23 protein-coding genes and 1 pseudogene are annotated in these 23,229 nt (G+C 63.0%); 8 read left to right on the top strand and 16 right to left on the bottom strand.

From position 1 onward, the window contains the following. The first annotated feature begins 173 nt into the window (after positions 1-173). The 3 genes from J4F42_13675 to J4F42_13665 all read left to right on the top strand — a co-directional run bounded on the left by J4F42_13675 (position 174) and on the right by J4F42_13665 (position 1,020). Positions 174-425, top strand: coding sequence for a hypothetical protein (locus J4F42_13675; protein MCE2486559.1), 252 nt, complete (start codon positions 174-176; stop codon positions 423-425). A 41-nt stretch (positions 426-466) separates the two neighbouring features. After that, entirely contained in the window at positions 467-688 is a 222-nt protein-coding gene (locus J4F42_13670) for a hypothetical protein (protein ID MCE2486558.1), read from the top strand. A gap of 98 nt (positions 689-786) precedes the next feature. After that, positions 787-1,020: a hypothetical protein gene (locus J4F42_13665; GenBank protein MCE2486557.1), complete on the top strand. Its 234-nt coding sequence runs from the start codon at positions 787-789 to the stop codon at positions 1,018-1,020. Between the two features lie 55 nt (positions 1,021-1,075). Here J4F42_13665 and J4F42_13660 read toward each other — a convergent pair whose 3' ends face one another. After that, positions 1,076-1,345 (bottom strand): hypothetical protein, encoded by a 270-nt coding sequence (locus J4F42_13660; protein ID MCE2486556.1) that lies wholly within the window; start codon positions 1,343-1,345, stop codon positions 1,076-1,078. Between the two features lie 125 nt (positions 1,346-1,470). Here J4F42_13660 and J4F42_13655 point away from each other — a divergent pair, with 125 nt between their 5' ends. From J4F42_13655 to J4F42_13645, 3 genes are all read left to right on the top strand, one after another. Further along, positions 1,471-2,838 carry a glycosyltransferase family 1 protein gene (locus J4F42_13655; protein ID MCE2486555.1) on the top strand — a complete coding sequence of 456 codons (1,368 nt, stop codon included), beginning with the start codon at positions 1,471-1,473 and terminating at the stop codon, positions 2,836-2,838. A 98-nt stretch (positions 2,839-2,936) separates the two neighbouring features. After that, on the top strand, positions 2,937-3,341 hold the full coding sequence (locus J4F42_13650) for a hypothetical protein (GenBank protein MCE2486554.1): 405 nt from the start codon (positions 2,937-2,939) through the stop codon (positions 3,339-3,341). After that, positions 3,338-3,718, top strand: a complete 381-nt coding sequence (locus J4F42_13645) for a MarR family transcriptional regulator (GenBank protein ID MCE2486553.1) — start codon at positions 3,338-3,340, stop codon at positions 3,716-3,718. The genes J4F42_13650 and J4F42_13645 overlap by 4 nt, the downstream gene beginning before the upstream one ends. Before the next feature lie 43 nt (positions 3,719-3,761). Here the strand turns inward: J4F42_13645 and J4F42_13640 are convergent, their stop codons facing one another. The 15 genes and pseudogenes from J4F42_13640 to J4F42_13570 all read right to left on the bottom strand — a co-directional run bounded on the left by J4F42_13640 (position 3,762) and on the right by J4F42_13570 (position 21,783). Then, positions 3,762-4,499: a TVP38/TMEM64 family protein gene (locus J4F42_13640; GenBank protein ID MCE2486552.1), complete on the bottom strand. Its 738-nt coding sequence runs from the start codon at positions 4,497-4,499 to the stop codon at positions 3,762-3,764. Positions 4,500-4,552: 53 nt separating this feature from the next. After that, the gene (locus J4F42_13635) at positions 4,553-5,767 is read right to left on the bottom strand and encodes an LLM class flavin-dependent oxidoreductase (protein MCE2486551.1); all 1,215 of its coding nucleotides are present in this window, start codon (positions 5,765-5,767) and stop codon (positions 4,553-4,555) included. 26 nt (positions 5,768-5,793) lie between these two features. Next, positions 5,794-6,636, bottom strand: a complete 843-nt coding sequence (locus tag J4F42_13630) for an alpha/beta hydrolase (protein MCE2486550.1) — start codon at positions 6,634-6,636, stop codon at positions 5,794-5,796. 1 nt (position 6,637) lies between these two features. After that, on the bottom strand, positions 6,638-7,039 hold the full coding sequence (locus J4F42_13625) for a hypothetical protein (GenBank protein ID MCE2486549.1): 402 nt from the start codon (positions 7,037-7,039) through the stop codon (positions 6,638-6,640). 78 nt (positions 7,040-7,117) lie between these two features. After that, on the bottom strand, positions 7,118-7,549 hold the full coding sequence (locus J4F42_13620; protein ID MCE2486548.1) for an ester cyclase: 432 nt from the start codon (positions 7,547-7,549) through the stop codon (positions 7,118-7,120). 2 nt (positions 7,550-7,551) lie between these two features. Then, the gene (locus J4F42_13615; protein MCE2486547.1) at positions 7,552-9,420 is read right to left on the bottom strand and encodes a tetratricopeptide repeat protein; all 1,869 of its coding nucleotides are present in this window, start codon (positions 9,418-9,420) and stop codon (positions 7,552-7,554) included. Positions 9,421-9,435: 15 nt separating this feature from the next. Further along, positions 9,436-9,906 (bottom strand): hypothetical protein, encoded by a 471-nt coding sequence (locus J4F42_13610; protein ID MCE2486546.1) that lies wholly within the window; start codon positions 9,904-9,906, stop codon positions 9,436-9,438. A 71-nt stretch (positions 9,907-9,977) separates the two neighbouring features. Next, a complete protein-coding gene (locus tag J4F42_13605; protein ID MCE2486545.1) occupies positions 9,978-11,408 on the bottom strand; it encodes a DUF1329 domain-containing protein in 1,431 nt (476 codons plus the stop codon). Positions 11,409-11,499: 91 nt separating this feature from the next. After that, positions 11,500-13,527, bottom strand: coding sequence for a hypothetical protein (locus tag J4F42_13600; protein MCE2486544.1), 2,028 nt, complete (start codon positions 13,525-13,527; stop codon positions 11,500-11,502). A gap of 86 nt (positions 13,528-13,613) precedes the next feature. Beyond that, positions 13,614-16,043, bottom strand: coding sequence for an MMPL family transporter (locus J4F42_13595; GenBank protein MCE2486543.1), 2,430 nt, complete (start codon positions 16,041-16,043; stop codon positions 13,614-13,616). Between the two features lie 88 nt (positions 16,044-16,131). Then, a complete protein-coding gene (locus J4F42_13590) occupies positions 16,132-17,259 on the bottom strand; it encodes a hypothetical protein (GenBank protein ID MCE2486542.1) in 1,128 nt (375 codons plus the stop codon). Positions 17,260-17,976: 717 nt separating this feature from the next. Next, complete coding sequence (locus J4F42_13585) at positions 17,977-18,237, bottom strand: hypothetical protein (protein ID MCE2486541.1); 261 nt, start codon at positions 18,235-18,237, stop codon at positions 17,977-17,979. 777 nt (positions 18,238-19,014) lie between these two features. Further along, positions 19,015-19,601 (bottom strand): annotated as a pseudogene (locus tag J4F42_13580) (recombinase family protein). Between the two features lie 139 nt (positions 19,602-19,740). After that, entirely contained in the window at positions 19,741-21,156 is a 1,416-nt protein-coding gene (locus J4F42_13575; protein ID MCE2486540.1) for a 1-acyl-sn-glycerol-3-phosphate acyltransferase, read from the bottom strand. Positions 21,157-21,180: 24 nt separating this feature from the next. Further along, positions 21,181-21,783: a pyridoxamine 5'-phosphate oxidase family protein gene (locus J4F42_13570; protein ID MCE2486539.1), complete on the bottom strand. Its 603-nt coding sequence runs from the start codon at positions 21,781-21,783 to the stop codon at positions 21,181-21,183. A gap of 318 nt (positions 21,784-22,101) precedes the next feature. Between J4F42_13570 and J4F42_13565 the strand changes: the two genes are divergently transcribed. Both J4F42_13565 and J4F42_13560 read left to right on the top strand, forming a co-directional pair. After that, positions 22,102-22,326 carry an AbrB/MazE/SpoVT family DNA-binding domain-containing protein gene (locus J4F42_13565; protein MCE2486538.1) on the top strand — a complete coding sequence of 75 codons (225 nt, stop codon included), beginning with the start codon at positions 22,102-22,104 and terminating at the stop codon, positions 22,324-22,326. Beyond that, on the top strand, positions 22,323-22,742 hold the full coding sequence (locus J4F42_13560) for a putative toxin-antitoxin system toxin component, PIN family (protein ID MCE2486537.1): 420 nt from the start codon (positions 22,323-22,325) through the stop codon (positions 22,740-22,742). The genes J4F42_13565 and J4F42_13560 overlap by 4 nt, the downstream gene beginning before the upstream one ends. Positions 22,743-23,229 lie beyond the last annotated feature (487 nt).

The following is a 23,229-nucleotide window of genomic DNA, read 5'->3' as shown; positions in this document are numbered from 1 at the left end:
TTGGCTACCGCGAACAGTATAGCTCATCAGGGTAGGCAATTCTCACGGCTTCTCCCTAACTGATGACACGCCCTAGCAGCATCAATCGGATGGACCGTTCCTCGTTCATCATTCCTCGTTCGTCATTTGAATCGCGTTGTCCGACCTGCCGGGCGGCGTGGCGAGAGACGGCCGTGTGCGCCCGGTGCGGAACCGATCTGGCCCCGCTCATGCGCCTGGCGGCAAAAGCCTGGCAGCTACGCGAGCAGGCCCGTCAGGCCCTGTGCGCCGGAGACCGGGCGGCCCAAGCCCTGGCCTGGGCGCGAGCCGCCTGCCAGCTCCAGGCCACCCCGCGCGGCCTGCGGCTGCTGGCCGTGGCCCTGATCGCCAACGGCGCCGTGGCAGAAGCCGCAGCGGTGATTGAGCACATGCCTGACGAGGAGTAGGGTGCATATATCCTCAAGAGTAACTTCTGAGAGAGGTCACTATGGTCCAAGCAAAATTCAGCATCGAAGAATCGCACCTGCAATTTCTCGATGAATGCCGCTCGTATGGCTTCAAGGACAAAAGTACCGTTGTTCGGATGGCGCTTGATCGTTTACGCGAAGAATTCGCCCAGCAACGTTTACGGGAGTCTGCGGACCTCTACTCAGAGGTCTACACAGAAGACGAAGACACTCGGAAGCTGACGACATCACACATCGTATAGACTATCGTTCTCGCTTGGTCCGAGTCCGAGGCACCCTCGAAGCGCCACTCATGACGGCAATTGACCACGCCTTAAAAATCGTCTTCGCTCTTCTATAAATGCGCCTGTCCTGGAACGAAATCCGCGCCCGCGTCGCTCCCCCTGGCGCAACCCTGGCTGACCTGTACGCCCCTAACCTGATGCCGCCCAGGCTGCGCAAGGCTCATCACGCCCTCAACCGGGCCGTAGACCGCCTCTACCGGTCCGATGGCTTCGCCTCTGAACGCGAGCGTGTGGGGCATCTGTTCGGCTTGTACGAGAAGATGACCGCACCCTTAGCGGTCAAGCAGTAGGTCGGACTAGCGGAGCGTAATCCGACATGCTCTTCCTCCGGAGCGACGATGAGAGTCACTTAGCCGTCCGGGTGATGAGTTCCCGCAAGGCTTCGTGCTGAACCTCCAAGGCGCGCATGGTCTCTTGGTGCTGGGTCTGCATCGCTTCCATCGTTTCTTCGTGCTGGCTCTTGCGTTCGTCGGAGGCTTGGCCCATGCGACGCAGGCCGACATAAATCAAGCCGCACTGCACCACGCCAATGACAAAGCCAAGACTGGCTTGCAGAAAGACGGCGATCATCTGCCAGTAGGCCAAGTTCAGGGCAGCAATTTCATACTCGGTCATGTCCGGTGTGCTCCTGTCCTCCGTTTAAGGCGCTCTCGTCTCGTTTGTCAACTCGGAGAGAACGTCTCCAGGCTCATCGCGCATAGGTGTAGCGCCGCGACCGGCGTGATAGGGATGAAGCAGCCATGGCGTCCCTGCACTCCCAATCTGCCGCGTCACGCCAGCGTGTCCTGTTTGTCACCGAGCCGGGCATGGGCCACGTCCATCCCCTGCTGCCGGTGATGCGCACCCTCCAGGCCGGGGGCCACGCCGTTGCCCTGGCGACCAGCCGGCTGTATCAGGAGCGTATCGAGCGCGAGGGCCTGCCCTTCTATCCCCTCGGTCCACACTACTCCGAAGAACGTCTGGAAGAGTTTTTTCCGCTCATTCGGTATCTGCGCCTGCATTATCTGCGCGTGAGCTACGACTTTTTGCGCATCTTCATGGCCTCAGTCCCCAGCCGTATCCCAGAACTGCGGCGGATTGCCCAGGACTTCCAACCCAGCGTTGTTGTGGCCGGGCCGCTGACCTTTGCCGCTCAGCTTTTTTGCGAGCAGCAGGCCCTGCCGTGGGCCGTGCTGAGCCCCATGACCCACTTCATGACGCCGAGTCTGCACGCCCCGCCGGCCGGCTTTCCGCGCGTCGAGACCCTCCCCCCGGCCTTGCGTCTGCCCTATCGGATCGGACTCAGGGGCGCGATTCGCATCGCCACGGCACTGATGGCGCCGTGGCGCCGTGCCCTGAGTCGCTATCGCCGGCAGCTCGGTCTCCCTCCTCATGCCGACCCGCTGTCTCCGCACGTCCTGGCGCCCTTCCTGCTCATCCACACCTGTAGCCGGGAATATGACTACAACCGGCCCGACCTGTCGCCGCAGGTGCATTATGTTGGCCCAACGGTCTGGGACCGGCCGGTTGACTGGCAGGCGCCGGACTGGTTTGGGCAGCTGCCGGCCAACAAGCCGCTCGTGTATGTCACTCTGGGAACCGTTTTTAATACGCGGCTTGGCGTCTTCCGCAAAATCATCCGCGCCCTCGGTCAGCTCGATGTCCTGGGGCTGGTGGTCACCGGTCCGGGGTGTCCGCCCGAGCTTTTCTCGGCGGTTCCGCCAAATGTGCGCGTTGAGGCCTATATTCCGCAGACCGCCCTGCAAACCGAGCTGAAAACCCGGCCGGCTCTGATTATTTCCCACGGCGGGGTGAACACCGTGATGACGGCGCTGTCCCACGGGATTCCGCTGCTGTGCATCCCGCTTGGCGCGGACCAGCCCGACAATACCCAGCGCTGCGTGGACGCCGGGGCCGGTCTGCGCCTGGACCGACGCCTGCTCACCACCGCCCGGCTCACCCGCGCCATCCGCACGCTGCTCAGCCAGGATTCCTTCACCCTCCAGGCACGGAAGATGCAGCACACCCTGCGCCGTCACAACGGCCCCGAGGAAGCCGCAGCGCTCATTGTGCGCCTGGCCGAGACTCGCGCCCCGGTCTACCGGGCCCTGACTTCACAGCCGGCTTGACCAGCCTGACCGGTTCTCTTTGCCTCGGGAGTGCTCTTGAGAGAGGCGGGATTGTTGACAACTGACGGCATAAGAATAATATCTTGTCTGGATATGATATGGATAGCTCAGTCCCCGAGTATGCGCTCGAATTCCTGTTAGCCTTCGACGGGCGCATTCATCACCTTGAAGAGGGCTACTGGATCAAATTCGAGATCAAGCGCGTCAAGCTGAGTAAAGAGCGCCCGCATGGCCTGTCTTATTCCTTCACTTTGCACGCGCCCTCGGGCAAGCGGCTCATCGGTTTCGACAACGCTCACGGCGTGGCAGCAACGGGTTCGCGCTACAAGACACGCCCTCGCACCCGTGACCATTGGCATCGTACAGAGGACGACGCGGGCCGTCCCTACCCGTTCGTCAATGTGGAAACCCTGCTTGATGACTTCTTTTCCGAGGTCGAACGGGTGTTGCAGGAGCGTGGCGTGGGAACGACAGTCATCGCGGTAGAGGAGGAAGACTCATGACGACGTACAGGATTCAGAGCTTGCAGGAATTGCACGACGAGATGAAAGCAGTGGCACGCGGACAGAAACCAGCTCCCGCGGATGCGGCCCAACCCAGCTTCAATTCCGTCCAGGCTTTGGTGCGTTTGCTCACCCCGGAGAACCGCCGGCTTCTGTCACTGATCCGTGACCGCAAACCCGAGTCCATGACTGAATTGAGGGAATGGACCGGACGCGCCCAGCCCAATCTCAGTCGCACGCTGGCCAAGCTGGAAGCGGCAGGACTCGTTGCCATGAAGCCCGGCAATGGCCGTCGCAAGGTGCCCGAGGTCAGGGTCCGCAAGATTACGGTAGAGATTGACCCGTGTGGGGAGCAAGACCTTCTGCAAATGGCCTGACCCGGCTCTGTCTACGGTTCTCTCAACACATGGCCAGGCAGGCTTACTCGCCGGTGATCTGGCTGAGGGAACGCCGCGCCATGCGGGTCACCAACGTGGTCACCCCGAGCGTTGCCGCCAGCCCCAGGCCCAGCACCAGGTAGTAGGCCAGCCCCCTCTCCACCGTAGCCCCGCCGGCCAGGCTGGCCACATCTCCGGCCAGCTTGCCGGAGTAGACGTACAGCAGGGTGCCGGGCAGCATACCGACCGAGGCGAGGAAATAGTCGCCGAAACGGACCTTGGTCAGCCCCAGACTGTAGTTCAACATGGTGAAGGGAAAGACCGGCGACAGGCGCAGTAGCAAGACGATTTTCCAGCCCTGCTCGCCGAGTGCGGTATCCAGCGCGGCAAAGCGCGGGTTATTGGCCAGGCGGCGCTCAACCGCAGAGCGGGCGACATAGCGGGCGATCAGAAAGGCGGCCGACGAGCCGAGGACGGCCGCCACGAACACATACGCCACGCCCTGGCCCAGCCCGAAGACCGCGCCGGCCGTCAGGGTCAGCAGCGAGCCGGGCACCAGAGCTACCACGGCCAGGGCATAGCCGACAATGAACACCAGCGGGCCCCACCAGCCGAGGGTGGTGACCCAGGCGGCGAACTGTGGCACCACGCCGCCGACCTGGCGGCCGATGAGCAGCAGACCGACCACTGCGCCCAAGCCGAGCAGAATTTTCCCCCAGCTACGGGCGTTTTGCGGCGTCAGCGCTGCGGCCGTGTCCTTCAAAAGGAAACGTGATCTCATTGAGAATCAGCGCTTATTACGTTTCCCTTTGTCCTCGTCCTCCCCAGGCGGAGCTAGTCCTTAAACTCGGGCAGGACTTCCTTGCCAAAGGTCTCAAGCTGGCGCTTGGTCTCGTCCCAGGGCATCAGGCCCTGGTCGAAGAACCAGCCGAACCACTCCACATTGCTGTTCTTTTGCAGGGCTTCGAGTTCACGTTTGATGTCGTCGGTGGTGCCGACCAGGGCGTACTTGCTCTCGACCATGCGCTCAAAGGTATTCGGCACCGGGGTGGTTTCGCCCGGAAAGCGATACGCCTCAAAAAATCCGAAGCCCGAGAAATACTCGATGAAGCCGGCGCCCTGACACTCCGCGCCCAAGGAGTAGGCCTGGGTGTAGGAATCGCCGAGGTGGATCGAGCGAAAGGCGCCGACACTCTCGCCGAGCGCCAGCTGGCGGCCGGCTTTGGCCGCCTCCTCACGGTAGGCTTCGCACAGCTCGCGGAACGACGGTGGATGGGCGATCAGGATCCAGGGCACGATACTCTCGGTCGCGCACCAGCGGATCGTTTTCTCACTGACCGAGAACGGCTGCCAGATCGGCGGGTGGGGCTGGGTGTAGGGTTTGGGCACGACGCAGATGCGCTGGACCGTCCCGTTCTCATCCACCTCGCCCTCGGCCCCGTATTTGGCGGTCCAGTTTTTGGCCACCGGCCAGCGCTGGATGCCCTGCTCGTACGGCGCCGGGACCTCATAGTACTTGGTTTTGAAGCGGATCGACTCCTGGGTCCAGGCCATCTTCATGATCTTGAAGACCTCTTCAAAAACCGCCCGGTTGTGGGCATCGACCTCGGAGCCGTCCATGGGCGCGCCGGTCACGTGGTAGTGCTGGCCGAGGACGTTCGTCCAGCGATCCTGATAGCCGCGGGCAAAGCCGGCCACAAAGCGGCCCTTGGTCAGGTGATCCAGCACCGCAATCTCTTCCGCCACCCGGATCGGGTCCCAGGTCGGCAGGACCAGGCCCAGCGAGGCGAACTTGATACGCTCGGTCCGGGCGGCCAGATCGGTGTACAGCAGCAGCGGCGCAATCGAGGATTCATAACCCTCGGAGTGAAAATGGTGCTCGGTGGTTGACAGCGCATCAAAGCCCAGGTCTTCGGCCATCTGGGCAATTTCCCGGACCTCTTTCAGCAGCTCCTGATACTTGTCGTTATTGCGACCGATCGGCCGCAGTTTTTCACGCTCTTCAAATGTGGCCGGGATGGTCGGCAGCAGGAATAGATTGAATTTCATATGCGATCCTCCTCTGAGTCAGGGTCCTAGCGGGTTTCGCGGATCTTGGCCAGCACCGGCATCAGGTAGCGCTTGAACGTCACCGGGTTTTCACACATCGGGAAATGGCCGATTTCTTCCATGATAATACACTCTGAGCCTTTGACCTTGCGGGCCGTGTGTTCGGTCATTTCCGGGGTACAGGCAAAGTCATACACCCCGGTCATGAAGTATAGCGGCACCCGACCGGAGATCCGGTCGACCAGATTCCGAAAATCGTGATCCACACTGTAGAAGTATAAATCGCCCTTGAAGATACCCGGACCGCTCTGCGCGTAATACCACCACGTCTCGCGCCGGTACTCCTCGGGGCTGTGGGGCGCCATCAACCCGTAGACCGAGGTCGCCGACACCTCCCCGCCGTGCATGTGGGGGTTGGACAGCCAGTCCAGCCACCAACCGGGCGAATAGTCGCAGGCTTCGATGGCGATCAGGGCGCGCACGTCCTGCTCAAAATTGAGCGCCAGATGCAGACAGATATTGCCGCCCATCGAACTGCCCATGACGACGGGCCGCTCCAGCCCCAGCTCCCGACAGAAGGCCATCACAAACTCGGAGTAGAACGTGGCCGTCAGGCGATACTCTTCCTTCCACCAGCCGCTGGGCGGGATGGATTTTCCGTGGCGGGGCAGGTCGAGGGCGATGACCCGAAAGCTGCCGTTGATATCGGCGTCGCACAGCTGGTGGCGCCACTCGCGCGAGTCGGTTCCGGCCGTATGCAGACACACCAGCGGAATGCCCTGGCCGGCTTCTTCGTAAAATACCCGGTAGTCTTCGCCCGCATACGGGACATGAATATACCGGCCGGTAATCGGTTCGATGTGCGCCATCTCAGATGCCTCCCGCTTCGTTGACCCTGCGCATGAAGTCGAGCGTCCAGGTAAACGCCCGCAGGTTCTGCCACATCACTTTGACATCGCCCTCAATCTGCAACCGCCCGTGCAGGGGGTGGGCCATCGCCCAGATATCGTTATACATCGGGGGCGGAATCGGCTGGACAAACTTCTCCCAGGTCTGGGCCGGACCGCGCAGGGCAAACGCATAGGTCGACTCAGGACCGAGCTGGTCGTCAATCCGGACAATGCGCCCGCCAACATACGAGACAACATAGGTGGTGTCGCCAAAGGCGAACAACACCTCGGCGGTCAGGTGCTTGCCAATAATCGTGATGACAGAGTCCTGGTTCACCAGGGTCTTCCAGCCCTCCATCCAGGCGGCGTCGAATACAGCCATACAGTCCTCCTTGCCAATCCTGTGTATCCACATCCATGGCGCACGGATCAGCGCGATCAAGTGCAGACACGGCCCACGCTACAGCCGGCCAATCTGGCGCAGCACCGCAGCCTGATCCCAGTAGATCCGCTCCGCAGCCATTTTCCCGTCCCGATACTCGACAATAATCACCAAGCCCACCTCGATGGGTTTGCGGGTCGGGGGCAGACCGGGCAGAAACCAGTCCATCTGCCTGGTGTGGACCAGCCGCACCGTCGCCTCCTCAACCAGCGTATCGTCGGTCACTACCCGCTTGGTGGTGGTGTGCTGCCACTGATCCGGAATCGACGGGATGAACATATCCCGGTAGTAGGGCTTCAGCGCAGCTTTGCCGCTGGCGCCCGACTGGCTCGGAATGTGCAGCACGCTGGCATCCTCGGTCATCGTCGCCAGGGACAGGTCTTCATCCTTGTCGATAAACTCGCCCCTCACATGCTGTTCCCACAGCCGGATCAGGTCTTGTGCCGCCATGTCTACCTCTCATCCGCAGGACCCAGCCGGGCCACCCGCCCCCGCAGCTCTTGCGCATCCTCGGTCCTGTCCATCTTGTCATACACCCGGGATAATGCCAGCAGCGTGTCCGTCAGGCCGGGATCGTCGGCCCGCTCCCGCAGGTGGAGGGCCCGCCGGTAGTAGGGCTCGGCGTCCGACCATTTTTCCTGCTCGGCATACGCGGCGCCGAGCGTCTCGAGGTGGGCGGCCAGATTGGGGTGCTCGGCGCCCAGCGCCGCTTCGAGCACGGCAAAAGTTTCGGCATACAGGGGCAGCAAGGCGTCGTAGCGCCGGGTCCGGTGCAACAGGTCGGCCAGCCCGCTCATGGTGGTGGTCAAGTTGTTGAGGCTGACCGCGACCTGTCGCTGGCCTGGACCGAGGGCGCGCTTTTCTATGGCAAAGGCGCGTTCATACTGCTCTTGCGAGGCGGCAAACTCGCCGGCGTCTTTCAGCAGCAGGGCAAACTGGTTGAGACTGGTGGCGACATTCGGGTGGTCGGCGCCCAGCGCCTTTTGCATGATCGACACCGAACGCGCAAACAGCGGACGCGCCGCATCGTACTCGCCCTGCTGGTGGAGCAGCGAGGCCAGGTTGTTGAGACTCACCGCCAGGTTGGGATGGTCGGGACCGTAGGCCGTTCGGGTGATCTGGAGCGCCCGTTCGTACAGGGGACGGACCGGTTCCAGACGGCCTTCTTCGCGCAGCACCAGGGCCAGATTGTTGAGACTCATGGCCAGGCTCGGGTGGTCGTGGCCGAGGCTGTCTTCCTGGATGGCAATGACTCGCTCATAGGCTTTTTTGGCCCCACTATAATCCTGAATCTGATACAGCAGGGAGGCCAGGTTGCTCAGACTGGTGGCCAGCATCGGGTGCGACGGACCGTACACCGCTGCATAGATCTGTTCGGCCCGCACAAACAGGGGCCGGGCGTGGGCGAATTGTCCGGTTTGGTATAGCGCCGAACCCAGGTTGTTCAGGCTCTCGGCCACGTCCGGGTGGTGGGGACCGAGGGCGGCCTCGCGGATGCGCAGGGCGCGGCGCTGGACTTCCTGAGCCTGGCCGAACTCGCCCGTTTCTTTCAGCACCAGACCCAGCGCGGTCAGCGTTGTCGCAACGCCCAGGTGCTGCGCGCCGTAGGTCTTGCGCTGGATCGCCAGGGCTCGCTCAAGCAGGGGACGGGCGCGCGCCTGGGCGCCGAGGCGCCGCAACACCTGGGCCTGCTTGACCAGACTCAGGGCCAGCGCCGGGTGCTCAGACCCGAGCGCCCGTTCCTGGATGGCGGCGGCCTGTTCGAGCTGGGCCAGAGCCTGGTCGTAGCGGCCCTGCTCTTCGTCGAGTTGGGCCAGATTCTCCAGGCTCACGGCCAGCGCCGGATGCTCGGCCCCGAGCGCGTCGTGGGTGATGTCCCGGCTGCGAACCAGGTGCGGCCGCGCCTCGGCGTAGCGCTCCAGATCCTGGAGCACGAGCGCGAGGTTGGTCAGGCTGCGGACGATGCCCGGGTGGGCGGGCCCAAGATGGTGTTCATCAATCCGCAGGGCGCGCACGAGCAGTGGACGTGCCTCGCCGGGCTGACCCGCCTTCTGGAGCAGGAGTGCCAGGTTGTTCAGGCTCTGGGACACAAGGGGATGGTCCGGGCCGGCGCGCTGTTCGGTCAGCCGCAAGAGCTGCCGGGCCGGTCCCAGGGCCTCGGCATAGCGCCCTGCGGCGTGGAGCTGGGCGGCCTGAGCGGCCAGTTCCTCAAGCTCGGAGGCAGGCCCATCGGGGGCGACCCTCTCCTCGGCCCAGGCGCGCGGCGCGGTGAGACAGCAGGCGACACTCAGCAGGACGACGAGGCCGCGTCTCAGCCACATGGCATGCTGCTCCGCTCAGGGGCCTGCGGGTGAAGAAATCGCCTGGCGCGAGAGCTGTTGATACGGCTCGGCAACGTCGAGCGAGCCGGGCAGCGTGTAGGCACCGTCCTGGAACAGGGGCAGATGCGAGTAGTAGGAACGGTGATAATAACATCCCAAAGAGGAAACGTGTCTTCCATCGGCTCTGAGGAAGTTGACACGTTTCCTCTTCAGACCCTGGCCGGCCTCAGCCTGAGCGACGAGCGGCTCTTCGGACCCGGCCGCAGCGGAGTCGGGCACCTGCTGGTCAGCCGGCAGGGTGTCCGGAAGCGGGACCGGGGGAGTCGCAGCGCCCGGGTTCTGGTAGGCGTCCAGCCAGCCGTAATACACGGCCGGGTCGGGCTCGGCCGACAGCGCGGCCGGGGTGCCCCAGCCCGCACCCAGCAGGACTGCCGCCAGCCACACGGTCAGCACCCGGGACACTGAAAGCGTTTTGGAAAGCGTCATGATCGTTCCTCTTCAGACTGAGAGCCGGGACCGAACGCCGTGCCATGAGGGGGGAGCCTCCCCCCTCGGGCCTAGCGGTGCAGCTCGGTCAGACGGTTCAGGTCATACAGGCGGCTGATGAAATCGACCGAGAAGTCGGGCAGACCGCCGCCGTACTCGCGCCACAGGTTGCCCCGGCCGTTCTGGATATCGACCGTGTCAACGTTCTTCCAGTGCACGGCGGAACGCCCGTGGTTCATGTCGGTGTAGCGCTTGGCGTCGTCACTCCAGGCATAGCCCCACTGCCACACCTTCCACAGCTTGCCCTTGCGGTCGAAGGCGATATGCAGCCAAGTCTCCCAGGTTTCGGCATCAATGACCTGAATCGCGCTCGAATACGGGTGACGGGGATCCTTGGGCGTGCGCTCGACAATCGCCATGCGGCGGATCTGCCACACGTCGTCGTTAAGCCAGCCGTCAGGACCGCCGTAGCGCACCCCGTCGTCGTCCCACTTGGTCTTGATATGGACCGCAATCATGTCTTTCCAGCCCAGGAAGCTCCAGTTCCACTCCAGCGGACGGCCGGAGAAGCCGTAGAAGTCTTCCAGGGTATGCTCGGTGCCCATCAGCGAGTCGGACTTGACCTCGGCCGAAATGCGCCGCACACGGCGCAGGCTCGGCACATAGGCCCAGCCGTCGTCGCCCCGCCGCGGGTCGTCGTAGCGCGCCACAATGAAGGCCGTGCCCCGCACGTCGTAGGGCGAGAAGAAGCCGGTGAACTCCTTCCAGTACACCTCGCCGGCGTCGGAGACGTTCGGCAGCTGGTAGTTGCTCTCTGGATACATGGGCAGATGCGAGTAGTAGGCGCGGTGGTAGAAGGTGCCCAGGCTGCGCTCAAAGCGCCCGCCGCCGCCGTAGATCTTCTCCGTATCGTACTGCCAGTCCTCGGGCTTGATCGGGTACTCGTCGCCCCGCCAGCCCTCGGGCGGCTGCTCGGGTTCGGGCGCGGTGTGCTCGCCGCCAAAACGCAGCCAGGTCGTCAGCGCGTTATTGACGAAGTAGCCGCGCCAGTACCAGCGTTTGTCATAGTTCCAGGCGACCTTCAGCCCGGCCTGGGGGTCGTCCTCGGTGATATCCTCGTTGGAGAAGGGATAGCCGCATACATAGTTTTCCAGGGCGCCGTCCTCGGCCAGGCTCACCTGTTGCTGGAACTTTTCGTTGCAGTCAAGCACCAGCTGGTGGGGGGTGACGTGGTTGGTCTCCACAATCTCGAACTGCACGTCGGCCCATTTCTGGTACTGCTCAAAGTAGCCGGGAAACAGAAACGGCCGGATTCGTTCCAGGTCGGCGTGGCTCAGGACATCACCCGGTTTGAAGTCGGGTTTGGCATCCTTGGATGCCGCCAGCCACTGGCTGAAGCTCTCCCGCGTGTAAGTCGTCGGGTCATCCTGGGCCACGGCCGCAGCCTGCCCGAACAGCATACCGCAAGCGACAAATACCGATGCGAGTGCGAGTCGCCGCATACATCCTCCTTGGGTCTGAGTGTTTCTATTCTTGCCCTTTTGGCCCGACAGTCAAGCCGCCGGACCAGAAGGGGTGACACGTGTCCTCTTGCTAGAACCGGTAGCGTAGCCGGCCCCAGAACTCGTTCATCTGGTTGCGTTCCGAGCCGCCGGCCTGCATGTGCCCGATGCCGAAACCGCTTTCGCTGAACGGCCGGCCGTCGGTCGTAAAGCGGGCAAAGGTCGTCAGGTCGTGCTCCCGGGTTGTGCCCAGAAAGGCGGTGACGCCGAACTGGACCGACCAGTGGTTGGTGATCAGATACTCGGCGTTGCCGCCCAGCGTGCCGTCCACCCCGGTCGTCCCGAAAGCGCCGAACAGCAGATAGACCAGCTGATCCCTGAAATACTGGTTCTGGACGAAGAAGGTGAAGATGAAGTTGTCCCGCGCCCCGTTGGGGTTGCCGAAACGGCCGGCGTTGACATCCGGCAGATGCGTGCCAAAGGCCTGCATGCTCAGGAAGAAACTCCGGGTCGGGTTGAGGAAACGGATAAAGGTCGGGCGGTCAATACCCAGCACCCAGCGGTAGATGTTGGTATCGGCAAACAGGTCGGACTTGGTGGTATCCGTCACCAGGGCGTTGGCCGTCCACGAGGTTTCGGTGCGGAACACCAGGCCGGTGTTGGGCTCAAACCAGTCGACCGACAGGCCCAGGGTGTTCTGCTTGCGGTAGCGGGCCGCCAGCGAGCCGCCCAGGCCGCACAGGTTGGCGTAGCGGGCGCGCTTGTACTTGCTCTTCACGTCGGCCACGATGGCGGCGTCGCGCATGCGGATCTGGCGCGGCTTGACGGCGATCCGGGCCGGGCCGAAGGCTGACATGACGTCCTCGCCGCCCACGCCGCCCGGCTCGGGAAAAATCGAGTTGCCGGCGCTGTCCACCGTACAGCCCTCGATACCGGTCAGCACGTTGATCCGGTCCCAGCCAAAGGCGGCCACGTCCTGAAAGGCGAACCAGTCGGTCAACTGGAGGCGGAAGTTGCCGAGGGTCGCCTCCCAGCGCATGCCGATACCCGAGTTCTTGAGGTTCCAGGCTGGCGCGGCGTTGCGGTGCAGGGCCATGTTGACATCGTCCCGACCGGGGAACAGCGCCTGGCCGAACAGATCGTTGCCAAAGGCAAAGGCGTCCAGGGTGCGGCCGAAGCCGATCGACCAGGGCTGGGCCGAGTGGCCGAAACCGAGCGAGGTATAGCGGTCAAACACCCACACGATGCTGCCGGCCACGTCGCGGAAGGGACCGATTGTGCCAAAGCGATGCTCCAGCAGAATCGACCACAGCGGGATGCGGGTATCGTCAAACAGGTCGATAAAGAAGTGGTCGCCAAAGTTGACCGGGTTGACGATGTCTTGCAGGCGGAAGAAGTCGGCCTTGCCCCACACATGCTGCTGTTTGCCGATGCGCAGCCAGTTCCGCCCACCGAAGGCGTCCCAGAAAAAGTCGAAGTAGGCCTCGCGGACGGGATAGTACAGATCGAAGTTGGTATCCCGCAGCATGCCGAAACGCAGGTCGTTCTGGCTCTGATCCAGACCGAAATAGGCGTCTCTGGAGTCCAGATCCCGCCGCCGGCCCGGCACGTTATAGCGCGAGCCGGGCTTGAGATTATACGGAAAGATCGCGTTGGAGTGCGGCCAGAACTCGGCGAAATTGCGCGGGTTGTAGCCGAACGCTTCCAGCAGTCCGTTGTTGGCCCGTACCGGCTGGACCCGGCCCGAGACCGCAATCGAATCGCTGTCCCGGCCGTTGCCGAAGCGGTCGCTGATATCGTAGATCGACTCGTACTCCGGGCGCAGCTCGATGAAATACTCGAAGCGCTTGAAATAGTCCCGCAGCACCCGCAGCGAGCCGGCCAGCTGCACGCTGGCCCGGTAGCGCGAGGACGCAACGTGATAGTCCGACTTGAACGTATCGCTGCGCAAAATCGAGAAATTATCCACGTAGCCGTGGATGGCCATATCCTGGAGACTGGGAATCAGTCCCTCTTCTCTCTGTCCCCAGGCCGGAGATGTCGCCAACACGACACACATCCCCGTCACAACGAGGCTTGCCCACAGCGTGGACATCCTCCGCCAACTGGCTCCTTGCATGAAACTCCTCCTTCCCTCTCGGGCTGATGCTCAACAGACACGCGCCCGCGCCTTTCCCCCCGGCGGCGTGCGGACGCTTCGTTATGCTAATCCGCAGGTTGGGGCGCCTGGGCGCTGAGGCCCGGCTCGGCCTGCTCCTCAGCGACTTTCTCGGGCGCACCGCCGGCAAACTTGGGCTTAAAAGCGGCAATCATGGCCGGGACCATGGTCAGGGCCGACAGCCAGTGGGTCACCAGCAGAATGGCCAGCAGCAGCGCCATTTCCGCCGAAAACCGCAGGCTCGACAGAAAATACCACGGGATCACGCCCGCAATCATGGTCGTGGCGGTAAACGTGACCGCCATGCCGGTCGTCGAGATGGTACGCTTGATGCCCTGCTGGCGGTTGCCCCCGGCGCGGGGGATTTCCCGCCGCACCCGGTCCACCACGTACAGAATATAGTCCACCCCGATGCCCATGCCAACCGCAGTCACCGGCAGCGAGTTGATGTTGATGCCGATGCCCATGAACGACACGTACATGTAGCTGGCCACACCGGCCGCAATCAGGGCGGCCATGACCATGACCGCAGCCACCAGCGAACCGTAGCTGAGCAGGACCAGGGTAAAGACGGTGAGAATGACCAGCAGGGCGGCCTGTTTCTCCGACCGGTCAATTTCTTCGTTCAGGGCTGCGGTCGTGCCGATGAAGCCGCCGGCCAGGCGCATGGTCACCCCCTCGAGCGGGTGTTCGGCAATGAACTTCTTGGCCCGGGCAATGGCTTCGCGGACCGTGTCGCCCTTAACGTCCTTGTAGAACACCACGAACTGGCCGTTTTTGTAGACCAGGTCGGTGTATTCCAGGATGACGCCGGAAATCGGGGCCGAGGCCTCGTACACGAAAATCAGGTTGCCGGTCGTGGCCAGGTCGGGCGGAATGACCTGCCAACGCGGGTCGTTGTAGTGGTACAGACGGTTCAGCCCCCGGGCCAGGGTGTACAGCTCGCGGGAGTCGCCGGCCTCGTCCTGTTCCAGCATGTAGCGGCGCATCTCCTCGATCGTGGCCAGCACGTAAGGCTCCTTGAGGATATGCTCGCGCTCGCCCTCCAGATAGATGACCAGCTGGTTGGCCCCGGCAAAGCGCTCATTGATGGTCCGGGCCGAGACGTTGTAGTGGGCGTCCTGCCACAGCAGCGGGGAGCCGGCCTCCTGCTCACCGATCGGGACGGTGATCGCGGTGCGCACGCCGAACACGATGGTGACGGCGGACACGCCCAGGATCACCCAGCGACTGATCGGGCCGGTGGCCAGCTGACCGACCTTCTCCAGGGTGACTTCCATCCAGCGGGGCACGAAGTGCTGGGTGTTTTTTGGCGTGGGAAAGTAGGACAGGAAGATGGGCATGGTATGGGTGATGCAGAAGATATTGGCAAAGGCCCAGAAGCTGCCGTAGTAGGCCAGCTTCTCGATCAGGGGAATGGTGGCCACCGACAGGACCAGAATCCCGCCGGCATCGCTGATCACGCCGGTCACGCCGGGCAGGAAGAGATCCTGCAGACAGGTATAGGCGGCCTTTTGCTGGTCCTTGCTCTCCTCCAGAGCCTCAAAGTAGCGCTCGACCATCTGGACGGCGTGGCTGATCGAGCGGGCGGTAATCAGGAGCGGAATGACCAGGATCAGCGGGTCCAGATTAAAGCCCCACCAGCCGACCCAGCCCAGGCCCCAGATCGTCTGAATCGCCGCCCCGATCAGCGGGACGAGCACCCCGTAGGCGCGCCGGAAGTAGACGATCAGCGCGATCAGGACACACAGCCCGGTGAAGGAAAAAATCATGAACAGCTCGCCGGTGAAGTACCACACCCAGCCCTTGAGGGCGGGCTCGCCGGCGACGTACAGGAACGTGTTGTCGTCTTCGACCTCTTGGCGGATATCGGTAATCGCCCGCTGAATCTCCCGATAATCCAGGCGGTCTTCGTTGAAGCCGGCAAACACCAGCGCGGCCTTGCCGTCCTCGGAGACGTATTTGTTCATCACGATGTCGTTATTGAACATCTCGAACTTGAGCGTCTCCAGCTCTTCGGGGTCGGTCGGGATATCGACCGGCAGGACCGGATAAGAGCGTACCATGCCGCCCGGCAGGGTGCGGATATTGCGGATTTTGACATGGGAGATGGAGGCGACCTGGTTGTGATCGACACCCTCGACCTGGTCGAGTTGATCGGTCACCAGACGGACTTTCTCCAGCGTATCGGTATTGAAGATGTCGCCGTCTTTGACCTGCAGGACCGCAGTGACGATATTGGCCCCGCCAAAAATTTCGCGGTGCTGGTTGTAGGCCTGGATGTAGTCGTGGCCCTGCGGCAGCAGGTCAGCGAACTGGCTGTACATCTCCACCTTGCGCGCCTGGTAGAGCCACACACCGGTGACGAGCGCCAGGAGCACGAGATAGGCGACCCGGTGGCGCCACAGGAAGCCGATATAGGCTTCGACAATGCGATCAGCCGTCCCCTTCTTTTCGGTCGGAGCTGGGCCGGACATAGATTACCTCCTCAGGGCCAATGACAAAGCTGGAAACGGGAAGCGTCGGGGGGGTGGGGATGAGAACTGGCGAGGATTGTTGAACGCTCTAGCTTTGAAACAGGCGGGCCAGCCGTTCACTGGCCGTCTTTTTCCACTCTTTCCCCCCATCGGTGGTGACGAGAATCGTGCCTTTTCCGCCGCACGCCAGCCCGAAGCCGCCCCCCCGGGCAATGCTGGCGTCCCGAATCCAGGTCAAGACATGGGTCCGCACGTCTTCGAGGAGCCGCCAGTTGCCGTTCTCCTCGCGCGCCAGGGTGCCCAGGATGCCGGTCGCCATATCGGCCGCCTGGTCGCTTGCGGCCGGCAGGACGGACAACAGGGTATTGAAACTCCCGCTCGGAATCCGCGTCCAGGTCTCGCCCGCGTCGACGGTGTGCAACAGGATGCCGCTCTCGCCGGAGACATAGCCTTCGGTCGGATTGCGGAAGGCCACGTCAATCAGAAACAGGTCTTCCAGATACAGCCGGGGCACGCGTTGGGCGATGGCGTCCTCCTCGCTCAGGTCGGGGCGGGTGTATCTGGGCAGGTTCAGCACGTTCTTTTGCTCCTGCCAGGTGTGTCCGCCGTCCGAGGTGCGCAGGATGGTTCCAAACTCGCCGGCAATCCAGCCTTCGGTATCGCTGGCAAACGAGACGCCGTTCAGCGTCACATCGCGTCCCAGCGACTGATTCTGCCAGGTTTCGCCGCCGTCGTCGGAATGAATGATGGCGCCGACCGGCCCGACGGCCCAGATATGGTTGGGACTCGCCCCTCGGCTGAGGGCGAACATATGCGGCTGGGCGGCCTGCCAGTCCTCGAGCGGCAGGGCGAGCGGAATCTGTTTCCAGGTCTGGCCACCGTCGTCGGTTTTGAGGATCAGGCCGTCCTGGCCGATCGCCACCCCGCTCTGGGCATCGGCAAAATCCACGTCATAGATGGCCCGCTCAACGCCGCTGTTCAGCTGGGCGAAGGTCTCACCGGCATCGGAAATGTGAAGAATAACGCCCCGGTTGCCGACCGCCCAGGCATTCTGCTCGTCGAGGACAAACACCCCGTAATAGTCCTCGCGGTCGGGAAAAATCTGGCCTTTGGACTCGCCCAGACTGTTCAGGCGTTCGAGGACTTCCTCATCGGCCGCAGTCAGGCAGCCAGACACGCTCAGCAGGCTCAGTAGCAGGACTAGCAAACAGCGCACGTCATATTCCTATCAATTGCCACGCCGGCTGTATCGCATCTTGCGGCGCGGGGTGCGATAAAGTCGGCGAGACTATGGGCTGTTCCCCACCCTGTCAAGTCCCCCCGGCGCGGGGTAGTGTATCCGTTTGAAATTTGACCCCGCTTTTTGTGCGGCCCCCGTGGCCCCGGCTCAGGCCGCCGAGCCTCAATCAGGTCCACGATCCACCCCACATCATGCAAGGTGCAGTCGATACCGGCCGCCATAGCGGGCGTCACCCGCAGGGTCGTGTGGAGCCGGCAAAAATTGTCGTACAAAAAGTACAGCGCCACCATGTAGTTGTGATGTTCAACCTTTTTGGAGAACGCATTGGTGAGCCGGGCAAAACGCCGCATTCCCATCCGCATACTGAGGTTCTGGCGTTCGACGTAACTGGTTGATCCGTGCGCCGCCTGGGATCTGAAAATAGCGGCCGAAGGCCAACCCCACAGGGCGGACGGGTGAGCGGCGCGTGGGGAGGGGGCAACGGAGCAACGCGACAACCCGGGGGACAGAGAAGGGTGGGCACACGCTCAATGGCTACCACAAACGCGCCCTGATCTGTGTAGTCGCCGGGGTGCATGGCCGGGTGCGCGAGGGACACGCCGCCGCCGGCGTTCGTTTTGAGCTTCACGGTCTTGGTCTGCATCGGGGCGCTTCCTTGCCGGGCCTTGCCCCGCCCGGCCGGGGGCTGAGAGGCTAGGCGGGAGTGGAGCGCCGCAACAGCTCGGCCAGCACTTCGCCTTGGCGGTCGAGGGCCTGGCCGATTTTGCCCAGCGCTTCGCCCTGGCGTTCCGACTGATCGCGCTGGGCGGTTTCCATGGCGTCAAGCTGGCGGTCACGCCGTTCTCCGCTCAGCCTCATCTGACGCAAGCCGAAGCCAATCATTACCAGCTGGCCCGCGCCCACCACGAGCGTTGCCGCGACCTGTGCCCACGTAGCGAGGATTTCCTGTTCCATACCGGCTTCCTTCCGGACAAGATTGGCTCACCCGGCCAGCAAAAAAAGAGGCTCCCAAGTCAAGGGCAGCGGTCCGCCGCTGGGCGGAGCCTTCACCCTTGAGTTTGGATTCTTTTTACTAGACTGAGGGGAGCCAGGCAGGAAGGCATCCAAAAGAGTGTGCGGGGCCTTGCCTGCATCCGGTCCCCCGACCTGCGCGCCGCCTGGGATCAGACAACGGCCCGCAGGGCCTACTCTACAGGGACGGGCGGGCACGCGGCGCGCAGGGAGGGGGGAGGGCGCAGCGCAGCGCAGCCCTGGGCCGCTCCATGTGGATTTTCTCGATCTCATCAAGCGTGACCTCGTCGTTTCGGGATCAACCCGGGGGAGGGGGCGGCGGCGAAGAGGCTGAGCTGCCCATTGGCCCGGTCTCGGTTGGCGCGCCGGCTTTGGAGGTGCTGCGCCCGGTCATGGTTCAGGTGGCAGCGCTGGCACAGCGCGGCAAGGTTGAGCAGGGACGCCGCCGCTGGCACGCGGTCGTAGACGTGCGCCGTCGGCAGAACGACATGGCTGCCTGTGTCCGGGTGGGGCTGATGATTACGGGCGCCGCACCGCTCACACCGATTCCTGGCCTGCACGACGCGTACAAACCAGGACCGAATGGGCCAATCCAGGGGATACCCGCGCCGCACGTCCCGCGCCGCGTTGTTCATTTTTACTTTCAGGGGTGTGGGTTTCTGCATGACAGCTCCCCGCCGGCAGGGCGGCCGGACCGGGCTTCCCTCCGGGCGGCACCGACTAGCCATCCGGGAGGGCTAGATACCGATACAAGGTCGAGCGGGAGATATGCAAGGTCTGGCAAATCGCCCCCACCTCATGCGTGCCGTCCTGATAGAGCGCCTTGGCCATCTGCACCCGGGCATCCTGCGGGTCCAGCGCCGGCCGCCCGCCGAGCCGACCCCGGGCCCGGGCGGCCGTCAGCCCGGCCCGCGTCCGTTCCTGAATCCGCCGCCGTTCAAACTGCGCCAGGGCCGAGAAGATATTGAACACCAGCTCGCCCGAGGCCGTCGTCGTATCAATCGCCCCGTCGCAGACCGACCGAAAGCCGATGCCCCGCTCCTGCAACGCCTCCACCAGCGTCACCAGGTGCGCCATCGACCGCCCCAAGCGATCCAGCCGCCAGACCAGCAAGAGATCCCCGGCCTGCAAGGTCTCCAGACATTGCGTCAGCCCGGGCCGGTCCGCCTTGGCTCCCGACGCCTTATCCACAAAGATCAGCTCGTCCTGGCAGCCCTGGGCCTTGAGCGCAGGTCCTGCTCCAGCGTACTGACCCGGGCATAGCCGACCGTCCGCCCCGCCGCCGTCCCATTTTTCTGCCGTGTCATTGGGTAGATGGTACACAGATTTGTGAGACGGGTAAATAGAACAGATTTCCGCCTTTGGGGCCCCTGGTCCGGGCCGGCGTGGGCTGTCCCATCAAACGCTCGTTTTAAAAGACAGGAGCAGGACCTGCGCCTGGAGCCTTCACGGATCGGGCAGGAAGTGCGCGATCGAGTTGGCGTAGTAACGTAGCAGGTCGAGCTCGGCATCGCACACGCGGTACAGCCCGTCCGCTTCCTCCACCACATGCCGCAGGACCAGCATCCGCAATCCCACGGTGGTCGCATAGTCGTGGTCGGCCCGCGGGATATGGACATAGGCTCCGTGCTGTTCAAGGGTGGTGATCAGGGCCTGGGCGTGCGCCTTGATTTCGAGGGCGCTCAGGGCGGTGTGGGGATGGTGGAGAAACACGGTTGCGATGAGCGGCACCGGCACGACCGGGACGGCTGCGGCAATAGCGGCGAACACTTCGCGGCCCAGCCGCTCGATGGCCGCAAACCGCGACGCGGCGTCCAACCGGCGAAAATCGGTCTGGGTGCGTGCGGTATAGGCGCGCAGGGAAAGCGGCGACCCAAAGGTGACGCAGGCATACCCGAAGCGATACCAGCGCCACGCCAGCAGCAGCTTCACATTGTGGCCGAGAAACCGCAGAAAGGTGACGACTGTGTCCGTCCGGCTGCGGGGCAAGGCCGTTGGATCGAGTTCGCGCACCAGGGTACGATCTTCCAGCACCCGGTCGTAATTGATCCCCACCGGGATGAACACCAGGTCGCGCTCGCCCTGGGGGTCGAACGCCGAGACCATGTAGCTGAGGAGGCCGAGCCGGGGTGGGCCAAGATACCCGTCACGGGTAAAGCGGCCTTCGGGGTAGAACGCCTGCACGACACCGCCGGCGGTCGCCATCTGCACGTAGCGCGCCAACACGCGGCGGTAGAGTGGATTCTCGGAGTCCCGCCGCACGAAGAACCCGCCGAGCGATTTAATCAAGGACTGCAAGGGCCAAGTCCGCGCCCATTCGCCCACCGCATAGCTTAAGGCGGCGCGATTGGCGGCCAGGTAGGCAACGAGGAGGTAATCCGCATTACTGCGGTGGTTCATCACAAACACGACGCTCGCGTTGGGCGCGATGCGGGCCAGCGCTGCGTCGTCGGCAGAGCCGAGGCGGACGCGATAGAGCACTTGCAGCAGGCGCCTGGCGAGGGCAGAGCCGAGGCGGAAATAGATGTAGACGTTGAACGACGGGACAATCTCCCGCGCATAGCGCGCGACCTCGCCAATCAGGACGGCGCGCGGCCGCTCGGACTGCTGCGCCTTGGTCTCGACCGCCTCCAGCACCGCGGGGTCGGATGTCAGGCGATCAATCAGCACTTGGCGTTTGGTCCGTTGGAACAGCGGAATTTGCAGGGAGAGGCGGGTATTGAGTTCGTCGATCACCCGACTGGCGCGCCGGCGGAACAGCCAGCGGGTGCTGGGCACAAGCAGGCGGTCGAGCACCACCCACAGGACCAGGGCACCGGCCACCGCCACGACCCAGATCGGCAGGGAGATCGTTTCTGTCATGTTTGCGCCAGGCAGACCGTCGTCTCAGTAGAGGCGATGCCGGTTGGCTTCTGCCTCGGATTGGTCGATCTCCCGGGCATCGGCTCCCTGGATCTGGTCAGCGAGCACTTGGCCGTAGGTAGGGTAGCTGGAACGCTCAATCTGGACCGCCGGGTCCCAGAGGCGGGAGCGAATCAGCGCCCGACCGCAATGCAGGAAGGCTGTCTCCACGGTGATCCGCAGCCCGGAGAGCGGGGCTTTCCGATTCACGGTCAGGGGGCTGAGCAGCGCCGGATCGGTCACAATCTCCGCCCTCCCCTTCACCCGCAGCGTCTCGTTCATCCCGGGGACCAAGAACAACAATCCCACGCCCGGGTTGGCGACGATGTTCTGGAGCGAATCCACCTGATTGTTGCCCGGGCGATCCGGCAGGAGGAGCGTCTTCTCGTCCAGCACTTGCACAAAGCCCGGGGGATCGCCCCGGGGCGAGGCATCGGCGCACCCGTCCGCCTCTGTAGAGCTGAGGATACACAAGGGGGACAGGGCGATGAAGTGCTGACAGTGGACGTCCAAGTGGTCCAACACTTTCTGGGTCGCCCGTGCGGCCGGCGCGCGGTAGACGCTACGGAGTTCCGTTGGAGTGGTCACAGCTATGACAGGCCCGCCTTTCTGAACAATCTTCGGCTCCCCCGCTTTTTTGCCTCAAATCGTTCAGCCGAGTATAGCATGTTTGGCGCTGGAAGTCCCTGATTTTCCTACGCCGCGTCTCGGCCGCGCCGCCCGCTGTGTCCGACTAACGCGCGATCTGGCAACCTTGGGGGAGGGCAAGGTGTATAACAATGTTTATCATCCATGCTCAAGCGGCCTCGGAACAGGCTCCCCACGGGCACCGTGCCCCTGCCCTTGCTCCGAGAAAGGATATTCCTTATCCTTGTTTCCTTACAACAGAATAAGGAAGATGTCTCTATGCTTGCCAAATTGACTTCCAAGAACCAACTCACCCTGCCGAAAGCGCTGCTCTCCGCCTTCCAGGGGACGGAGTACTTCGATGTCACCCAGGAAAATGGGCGGCTCGTGCTGACCCCCGTGCGGCTCACCCGCGCCACGGCCGTGCGGGCGAAGCTGGCCGAGCTGGGCTTATCCGAAACGGATGTGACCGAAGCCGTCGCGTGGGCACGCCAAGCTCAATGACCTTCCGGCGGTTGGTGCTCGATACCAACGTCCTGGTGTCGGCCTTGTTGTTCCCGGCAGGGACGGTGTCCTGGCTCCGCGACGCGTGGCAGGCGCAAGCCGTCGTGCCCCTGGCCAGCCGTGATACGACAGCGGAATTGATCCGGGTGCTGTCTTACCCCAAGTTCCAGCTGACCGCCGACGAGCGAGAGGAGCTGTTGGCCGACTATCTGCCCTGGTGCGAGACGGTCAGCGTCTCAGAACCTCCGGCCGTCCCGGCGTGTCGTGACCCGTTCGACCGTCCTTTTCTCGAACTGGCCCTAGTGAGCCACGCTGATGCCCTGGTAACGGGTGACCAGGACCTGCTGGCCCTGGCCCTGCTGTTTTCCGTACCGATCCTCACTCCCTATGAGCTGAAAGGTCGTGTGCGATTATGAGATATGCCAGAGCTGGCCGACACCAGCCCCGGCTGGACACGCTCGCCAAAGTGGTAGCCGCGTGTGACGTCAAGCTCCAGTTCTCGGCGTAATGCGGTGCGCAGCACCTGAGATCTGGTTTTTGAAATGTAGGAGATATGATGAGTGACGAACTCGACCCAAACAGACTCATAGTAGAATTTCTCAACTCTAATATCGACAGGCTCATCAATCCTGTCTCTTCAAGAATGAAGGCCGCCAAGAACGCCGTCCGTGCCCAGCTCACTCGGACATATCGTACCTATTTAGAGAGGATTTTAGAGAGACATTCTAAGGCAAAATCATTCTTTGTTCGCTCCGAGCCCCTCCCGATTTACGATTTCTTTGTTCCCCCGGACATATCTAGAAGCGGTCTCAAAAATAGTGGCGGAGCAAGATGAGGATACAGCCGAGGTGGACGAAGCCGAGATAGTTGGCGGCATGATATTCATAGCGGACCACCAGCCGC

Source organism: Desulfurellaceae bacterium (assembly GCA_021296095.1).
In the GTDB taxonomy this organism is placed as follows: Bacteria; Desulfobacterota; Binatia; order Bin18; family Bin18; genus JAAXHF01.
This window is presented reverse-complemented; position numbering and strand designations above follow the sequence as displayed.

What these genes read in the sequence shown, in the direction of transcription:
- J4F42_13620 (MCE2486548.1), bottom strand. Translation starts at nt 7,549, where the DNA reads ATGGCGGCACAAGACCTGATCCGGCTGTGGGAACAGCATGTGAGGGGC.
- J4F42_13565 (MCE2486538.1), top strand. Translation starts at nt 22,102, where the DNA reads ATGCTTGCCAAATTGACTTCCAAGAACCAACTCACCCTGCCGAAAGCG.
- J4F42_13655 (MCE2486555.1), top strand. Translation starts at nt 1,471, where the DNA reads ATGGCGTCCCTGCACTCCCAATCTGCCGCGTCACGCCAGCGTGTCCTG.
- J4F42_13560 (MCE2486537.1), top strand. Translation starts at nt 22,323, where the DNA reads ATGACCTTCCGGCGGTTGGTGCTCGATACCAACGTCCTGGTGTCGGCC.
- J4F42_13665 (MCE2486557.1), top strand. Translation starts at nt 787, where the DNA reads ATGCGCCTGTCCTGGAACGAAATCCGCGCCCGCGTCGCTCCCCCTGGC.
- J4F42_13645 (MCE2486553.1), top strand. Translation starts at nt 3,338, where the DNA reads ATGACGACGTACAGGATTCAGAGCTTGCAGGAATTGCACGACGAGATG.
- J4F42_13670 (MCE2486558.1), top strand. Translation starts at nt 467, where the DNA reads ATGGTCCAAGCAAAATTCAGCATCGAAGAATCGCACCTGCAATTTCTC.
- J4F42_13585 (MCE2486541.1), bottom strand. Translation starts at nt 18,237, where the DNA reads ATGGAACAGGAAATCCTCGCTACGTGGGCACAGGTCGCGGCAACGCTC.
- J4F42_13575 (MCE2486540.1), bottom strand. Translation starts at nt 21,156, where the DNA reads ATGACAGAAACGATCTCCCTGCCGATCTGGGTCGTGGCGGTGGCCGGT.
- J4F42_13635 (MCE2486551.1), bottom strand. Translation starts at nt 5,767, where the DNA reads ATGAAATTCAATCTATTCCTGCTGCCGACCATCCCGGCCACATTTGAA.
- J4F42_13650 (MCE2486554.1), top strand. Translation starts at nt 2,937, where the DNA reads ATGGATAGCTCAGTCCCCGAGTATGCGCTCGAATTCCTGTTAGCCTTC.
- J4F42_13660 (MCE2486556.1), bottom strand. Translation starts at nt 1,345, where the DNA reads ATGACCGAGTATGAAATTGCTGCCCTGAACTTGGCCTACTGGCAGATG.
- J4F42_13600 (MCE2486544.1), bottom strand. Translation starts at nt 13,527, where the DNA reads ATGCAAGGAGCCAGTTGGCGGAGGATGTCCACGCTGTGGGCAAGCCTC.
- J4F42_13625 (MCE2486549.1), bottom strand. Translation starts at nt 7,039, where the DNA reads ATGGCTGTATTCGACGCCGCCTGGATGGAGGGCTGGAAGACCCTGGTG.
- J4F42_13610 (MCE2486546.1), bottom strand. Translation starts at nt 9,906, where the DNA reads ATGACGCTTTCCAAAACGCTTTCAGTGTCCCGGGTGCTGACCGTGTGG.
- J4F42_13640 (MCE2486552.1), bottom strand. Translation starts at nt 4,499, where the DNA reads ATGAGATCACGTTTCCTTTTGAAGGACACGGCCGCAGCGCTGACGCCG.
- J4F42_13630 (MCE2486550.1), bottom strand. Translation starts at nt 6,636, where the DNA reads ATGGCGCACATCGAACCGATTACCGGCCGGTATATTCATGTCCCGTAT.
- J4F42_13605 (MCE2486545.1), bottom strand. Translation starts at nt 11,408, where the DNA reads ATGCGGCGACTCGCACTCGCATCGGTATTTGTCGCTTGCGGTATGCTG.
- J4F42_13615 (MCE2486547.1), bottom strand. Translation starts at nt 9,420, where the DNA reads ATGTGGCTGAGACGCGGCCTCGTCGTCCTGCTGAGTGTCGCCTGCTGT.
- J4F42_13595 (MCE2486543.1), bottom strand. Translation starts at nt 16,043, where the DNA reads ATGTCCGGCCCAGCTCCGACCGAAAAGAAGGGGACGGCTGATCGCATT.